Genomic DNA, 6,183 nt, shown 5'->3' on the forward strand with positions numbered 1-6,183 from the left:
TCCAATGGTGTGTACCTACTTCCTTGGCCACAAAACAATCGATGAGGATAACTATGAGCTAATTAAATCAAAAGCAGGTATATCTAATGCAGTCACTGGTTCAACTGACGAAATGAACACAGAATTTATAGACAAGGTTATTAACTCTTTAGGGATAAAATAATGGCAGAAAACAAAAAATCATTCGTTGCTTATGCTGATTGGAAAAGCACCTTTGGAATGCTTACGGATGAAGAGGCTGGAAAGCTTGTAAAGCACTTGCTAGCATACGTTAATGATGAAAATCCAAAGATTGAAGATAGGATTATTCTAATGGCATTTGAGCCTATGAAATTGCAGTTAAAAAGAGACTTAGACAAGTACGAAGTGGTCAAAGAAAAGAGGTCAAAAGCGGGTTTAAAAAGTGCTGAAATGAGAAAACAAAATTCAACAGATTCAACACTTGTTGAAAGTGTTGAACAAACGTCAACAAATCCAACTGTTAATGATACTGATACTGTTAATGTAAATGGTACTGTAACTGATATTCTTTTAGGAAAAGAAACAAAAATTAAAAATTTCGATTTCAGAAAAAATTTAATGGATTTCGGTTTCAAAGAAAAATTGATTGATGATTGGATAAAAGTCCGGAAGACAAAAAGAGCTACCAACACCGAGACGGCTTTCAATAAATTTATTGGCGAAGTTCAAAAAGCAAATAAAGATCCAAATGAAATTTTAGAAATCTGTATTTCGAAAGATTGGAAAGGATTTCAAGCCGAGTGGTTAAATAATATTCAAACTCAAAATTTTCAAAATGGAAAACAACAATTTGCAAACTCAACAAAAACAGCCTACGAGTTTAGCGTTGATCGGGTTATCGAGACCTACACTGGCGATTCTTAACGAAGACTATCCAAAAGTTAAAAACATTGAATCAAAGCAGGAAATCAACGGCTTATTAAATTACTTAATCACGATTCTAAACATCAAAGTTTCAAGTGAAGAAGAAAAGTTACAGCTCGACAAGCAAATGATTTTGATTTTCGATTTGATAAAAACCAAGTTTGGAAGCCTTACGGTTCCGGAAATCAAAGAAGCTTTCAAAATGTTTGTTGCTAAAGAATTTCCAGAGTTGAAAGTTTTTAGAATGCTGGATTGTATTGTTGTCGCTGAGGTTCTGAATGCCTTTAAAGAATTTAGAAGTGACAGCTTGAGAGGTTACGACGAAAAGAAAATGAGATTGCTGACAGAACCAGAACCCATCAGCGAAAGCGAAAAGAAAAAATATAGCTTAAATCAAATCAAAATTATTTTCGAAGACCTGAAAGAAAAAGGATATTCAAGTGATATCTGGATTTATTGGGAAAAGGATTTAAAAACTAGAGAGCTAACAGATTTTGCCAACAAAGTAAATGCTACGGTTCCTAATTCTGAAAAACTGAAGATGTATGCAGTTGAAGAACAATTGTACCTGCAGCAAATAAAAGCCGAACTGATAACCAGCAGGATGCAATCAGCAAAGTGGGCAGTTGAGAATGCAACCAATCAAATCAAAAAAAACCTGAAAATCGGTACTGTTGTTAATCGTTGCCGGTGTTTGATAGGATCCAGGTATCTAAAAAATTATTTAACGGATTTCGAGGAATTCAAAAAACAGATAGACAATGAGGTATAATAAATACTACGGAACTTTTTGGATAGTTCTTGAGGGACAAAATCCAAAATTTGATGATGATGTGATTTCAGTTAAACTGGAAAATCTCTTTAAAACAAAAAAAGAATTTCAACTGTTTTCAATCAGATTTAAAAGATTTAGAGTAGTGATTTTTAGTTTAGGAATTTCAATTTATACACAATGAACTGGACTGAGAATGATTTGAAAAACTTAAAAGGCAAAGGATTTAAAGTGGATGACAGGAAAATTCCTGAAGAGAATAAACCAAAAATTGTGATTGTAAAACGATCCATTGAGAAAGATACCATTCACGCAATCCTGGATATGTTCAAGCTCACGAATCAAATTAAAGACTTTGAAACTGAATTACAATTTTCAGATGGAAGGAGATTTCGGTTTGACTGGGCAATACCTAGTTTAAGAATTGCAATCGAATACGAGGGTGTATTTTCAAAGAAAAGCAGACACACGACCGTCAATGGCTTTTCAGAGGATTGCGTTAAATACAACCTTGCTGTGTGTTCAGGGTGGAGGGTTTTAAGATACACGGCCAAGAACTATTTGAATTTAGAAACCGATTTAATCAAAATGCTATGAGTAGAGGAAGTAAAAAGTACAGAACAATGATGGGAACATTAGACAGTATCGGATTCATTGTTTCCATCGACAGGGTGAGTAAAAGTAAATTCACTTTTTTAGTAAACGGTACAGCTGTCAAAAGCTACAAGAAAAGAGACAGCTGTAATAGGCAGCTGGTGAAATTGTATAATCAAAATCAGGATCCTAAATGAAAATAATTATTGATCCACAATTTCAAACGCCAATTGATATATGCGATTATATGGTAAAAATGATTCCTAAAAATGCAGTTTCGATTTTAGAACCAACACCTGGACTAAAGAATTTGTTTTACTCCATTGAAAGAAAAGGATATCAGGTTTATTCTCCGGAGGATTTTTTCCTAATGCCTAAAACTAATTTTGATTGTATAGTGATGAATCCTCCATTCTCCAGCCATACTACACATTTACAAAATGCACCAAAGAATATAAACTTAAAGGGATTGAGAGCCGGTTACTACATTCTGGAAAAATGTATGGAAATGAGCGATAATGTAATTGCTCTTATGCCTTGGTTCACAATTGGAGATAGTGATGTCCGGATGAGGAAGTTTACCGATTTCGGACTGGTTTCAATAACTCCTTTGCCTCGCAAAACTTTTGAGTATGCCAGAATACAAACAGTAATCCTTCAATTGAGTAAAGGTTACAACAAGAAAACAATATTTAAAACAGAATTAATTTAACAATCAAATTTAATACAATGAGTAAAAACAATCAAACCCTAGAGGTTATTTCAATCAAACAGATTGATGTGTCAAAAACAAATCCAAGAAAGCATTTTGATGAGAATGCACTTAAGGAGTTATCGCAAAGCATTAAAGAGCACGGAATTTTACAGCCGGTGTTGGTTAGGCCAACCAATGACAAAGAAGAAGGATTCGAACAATTCGAACTTGTATGTGGTGAGCGTCGTTACCGTGCTGCTCTACTTGCAGGACTGGAAGATATTCCCGTAAACATTAGAGTTCTAACAGACGATGAAGCTTTCGAACTTCAGATAGTGGAGAACCTGGAAAGAAAAGATGTGCATCCAATCGATGAAGCTGATGCTTTTAAAAAGATGCTCGACAGTGGAAAATACACCATTGCTGACATTGCGGCAAAGATGGCAAAACCTGAAAGCTTTATTGCCCAACGTATGAAGTTGGTAGATTTAATCGATGAGGTTAGAACTGATTTCATCGCTGGCCATTTAGGTATTGGTCACGCCATTCTTATTGCAAGATGTGATGAGTTCAAGCAGCTTGATATTTACAATGAAGCACAGCCATACAACGCTGGAGAGCCAGAATACGGCACTGTATCTAGTTTGAAAGAAACAGTAGAAGAAGATACTTATTTACTATCCGATGCTATGTTTGATACAGCTGATGATGCATTGGTTAGTGATGTTTGCGCTTGTAACGTTTGTCCGAAACGTTCAGGAGCTAATCCTGTATTGTTTGAAGATATGGCTGAAGACAGGTGTTTCGATATAAAGTGTTTTGCCTCAAAAGACGAAGCTCATATTGAAAAGGAAGTTGCTAAAATAATTACTGAAGGAAAAAACATTCTGATTTTAGCTGGATATACCAAGCCAACTGATATGATAATCACAATCTGTAAACAGTATGATGTTCCAATTTTAAAGAATTATGAGGAATGGAGTGCTTATGAAAGAAATGACTGGAGCGTTAAAACGGGATTTATTGTTTCTGGAAATGATGCAGGGAAAACCGTGGAGGTTTACATTAAACCTGATCCATCACGAGAGGAAACGGAAATGGATATATCATTTACTGGACCAAAAACTCCAATGTCAAATGAAGAGATTGAAGCCAAAGAAGAGATTGCTAAAATTGAATCTAGAGCAGACAGAGCTATTGAATTAGATGGCGAGAAAGTTTGGGGTCAAATAAGAGCTATTGATACATCAGAAATCAAAACTATCATAGGTGGTTTGTTTCCAGTAGAAATTAATGCTCTCTGTTTAGCTATGATTTCTAAACTTGGATATTATGGAAATAATGAAGTTAAAAAATTAGTTGGAGATTTTAACCTTAAAACTATTCAAGAAAGAGATTTTACTAAATTTGAATATAATCAAATTTCAAGAATTTTCCTTTGGGAAACTTTACCAAGCTCTTATGGTAATTACTATAGTAACGTTAATAATTATGCTTATACAAAAGCGTTGATGCATTATGAGGCTGATAAAATAAACGGAATTATTGCTAATCAAAAAGCTATTTCAGATGTTAGGATGGATAAGGCAGATGCAAAAATAAAAGCATTAAAAGTAAAAATTGAAGATTTGAAACCTATTGAAGAAACTCCAATCAAAGATTTAGTTGAGGATATAAAAACCAGAATAAAAGAAAGAGCCAAAAAGGTTAAATAGTAATCAAAAATGCGAGGTTCTAACAAAATCTCGCATTTTTTAAAACCTAGTAAAATAAGCACTTCCGTTAACATTTCTCCGACGGTGGAGACAAAAAAATAACTATGGCAACATTAAACGAAATAGAAGCAAGGATTCGAGAGCATGAAAAACGATTAATTGAGTTAAAAAAAGAGATGCCGAATAATCAGGAAAGGATAGATGTAATAACCAGTCTTATTGTGCTTTGGGAGAATCAAAAAATGAAAGTAATTAAATCAAAATTATGAAAGCACTATCAATTAAACAACCACATGCAAGTTTAATCGCTCACGGAATAAAAGACATCAAAAAAACACAAAAAGTAATCTTGTTTCCGGAAGATCCAGAAATCAATTTGGAAACAAAACAGGAAGTAATAATATCAGAAGATGCTCAGTACATCAGTATCGAACACAATGGAGAATGTCTATGGATGAGCGTTGATAATTTTGTCAAGCTTGCAGAACTTATCGACTCAGCTTTCAACGAATTATGCATCGAAAATCATAAAAGAATGCTTTAGTTAAATAACAGCTAAAGACTTGCACCTTGAGACAAAGAGCGGTTACTTTGAATAACAAAAAAATCAATCATGACATTCATTCAAGTTTTAGAAAGCGAGTTTTATTATCTAGTAGAAGCAATTGAACACGGTTGTTCAGATAAAGAAGTAATCAACGCATTGGTTGAAGAGTTGAAAGAAAAAACAGGGTATCAATACAATTTATAAAATCTAGACCATGAAAAATCTAATCGGTAAAAAAGTAATGATTGACCAGTTCTTAACCAGTGATCCTTTCAATAAAAGAGGTGAGAAAGGAATCGTAATTGACATCAAAATAATAGATGAAGATAGCGCAGATGTAACAATCGAGTTTGAAGATGGAGTTATTGGAGTTTATGAGTATGGAACTTTTGAAATTCTTTAATTTCAGTAATATATTATATTACTTTTTACTTACATTTGACATTATGAAATTAAGAACATCGCTCTCAATTATGTTAATCGGGATGATTAGCCTAACGGCATTTGCAACTACAAGCAAACTGGAGCAGAAACCAAAACCAACTTTCACGTTAGACCAAAAGGTTTATGTTGAGGTTGTAAATGTAGAAGCATTCGATTTGGTTTACATCGAGGTCGCAATAAAGTCATTGAGCAACGCAAATGCTTACTTTACTTTAAAGAATGTAGATGAACCCTGCAACACACTAGCCTATCCTGACGATGTTGGTTGGAATGATTCAAGGTTTAATTACAATCAATATTCTAAAAGCAACTTGCCAAGCACTAATCGAATACCAATTGCCAGTTTAGGTAACAAAACAAAAGCAAAGATTCGAAGCGACTGCTAAAGGTTAATTCAATATATCAAAAGCTATTCTTAATTGAATGGCTTTTTTTATTTGTAATAGTAATATAATATATTATTATATTTGTGTCAAATAAAGACGAAAAATACTATGAGCACATCAACAATCAGTTCACGATTAATTAAAAC

Annotated in this window: 11 protein-coding genes; all 11 read left to right on the forward strand. The window is 33.7% G+C overall.

The window, feature by feature from the left end; translation table 11 throughout:
- The first annotated feature begins 162 nt into the window (after positions 1 to 162).
- The 11 genes from RMO83_RS14285 (at position 163) to RMO83_RS14335 (ending at position 6,037) form a co-directional block, all read left to right on the forward strand.
- Positions 163 to 885: a DUF6291 domain-containing protein gene (locus tag RMO83_RS14285; RefSeq protein WP_310560375.1), complete on the forward strand. Its 723-nt coding sequence runs from the start codon at positions 163 to 165 to the stop codon at positions 883 to 885.
- Positions 797 to 1,657: a hypothetical protein gene (locus RMO83_RS14290; RefSeq protein WP_310560376.1), complete on the forward strand. Its 861-nt coding sequence runs from the start codon at positions 797 to 799 to the stop codon at positions 1,655 to 1,657. Before RMO83_RS14285 ends, RMO83_RS14290 begins: the two co-directional genes overlap by 89 nt.
- Positions 1,658 to 1,837: 180 nt before the next feature.
- Positions 1,838 to 2,254: a hypothetical protein gene (locus RMO83_RS14295; protein ID WP_310560377.1), complete on the forward strand. Its 417-nt coding sequence runs from the start codon at positions 1,838 to 1,840 to the stop codon at positions 2,252 to 2,254.
- Positions 2,251 to 2,448, forward strand: a complete 198-nt coding sequence (locus tag RMO83_RS14300) for a hypothetical protein (protein WP_310560378.1) — start codon at positions 2,251 to 2,253, stop codon at positions 2,446 to 2,448. The genes RMO83_RS14295 and RMO83_RS14300 overlap by 4 nt, the downstream gene beginning before the upstream one ends.
- A complete protein-coding gene (locus RMO83_RS14305; RefSeq protein WP_310560379.1) occupies positions 2,445 to 2,963 on the forward strand; it encodes a hypothetical protein in 519 nt (172 codons plus the stop codon). Before RMO83_RS14300 ends, RMO83_RS14305 begins: the two co-directional genes overlap by 4 nt.
- Positions 2,964 to 2,980: 17 nt before the next feature.
- Positions 2,981 to 4,660 carry a ParB/RepB/Spo0J family partition protein gene (locus tag RMO83_RS14310; RefSeq protein ID WP_310560380.1) on the forward strand — a complete coding sequence of 560 codons (1,680 nt, stop codon included), beginning with the start codon at positions 2,981 to 2,983 and terminating at the stop codon, positions 4,658 to 4,660.
- 104 nt (positions 4,661 to 4,764) lie between these two features.
- On the forward strand, positions 4,765 to 4,929 hold the full coding sequence (locus RMO83_RS14315) for a hypothetical protein (RefSeq protein WP_310560381.1): 165 nt from the start codon (positions 4,765 to 4,767) through the stop codon (positions 4,927 to 4,929).
- Positions 4,926 to 5,204 carry a hypothetical protein gene (locus RMO83_RS14320; protein ID WP_310560382.1) on the forward strand — a complete coding sequence of 93 codons (279 nt, stop codon included), beginning with the start codon at positions 4,926 to 4,928 and terminating at the stop codon, positions 5,202 to 5,204. Before RMO83_RS14315 ends, RMO83_RS14320 begins: the two co-directional genes overlap by 4 nt.
- A gap of 69 nt (positions 5,205 to 5,273) precedes the next feature.
- Complete coding sequence (locus RMO83_RS14325) at positions 5,274 to 5,411, forward strand: hypothetical protein (protein WP_310560383.1); 138 nt, start codon at positions 5,274 to 5,276, stop codon at positions 5,409 to 5,411.
- A gap of 10 nt (positions 5,412 to 5,421) precedes the next feature.
- A complete protein-coding gene (locus RMO83_RS14330) occupies positions 5,422 to 5,610 on the forward strand; it encodes a hypothetical protein (protein ID WP_310560384.1) in 189 nt (62 codons plus the stop codon).
- A gap of 43 nt (positions 5,611 to 5,653) precedes the next feature.
- Positions 5,654 to 6,037: a hypothetical protein gene (locus RMO83_RS14335; RefSeq protein WP_310560385.1), complete on the forward strand. Its 384-nt coding sequence runs from the start codon at positions 5,654 to 5,656 to the stop codon at positions 6,035 to 6,037.
- The last annotated feature ends 146 nt before the right edge of the window (positions 6,038 to 6,183 follow it).

This window comes from Flavobacterium sp. (assembly GCF_031423415.1).
Lineage (GTDB): Bacteria > Bacteroidota > Bacteroidia > Flavobacteriales > Flavobacteriaceae > Flavobacterium.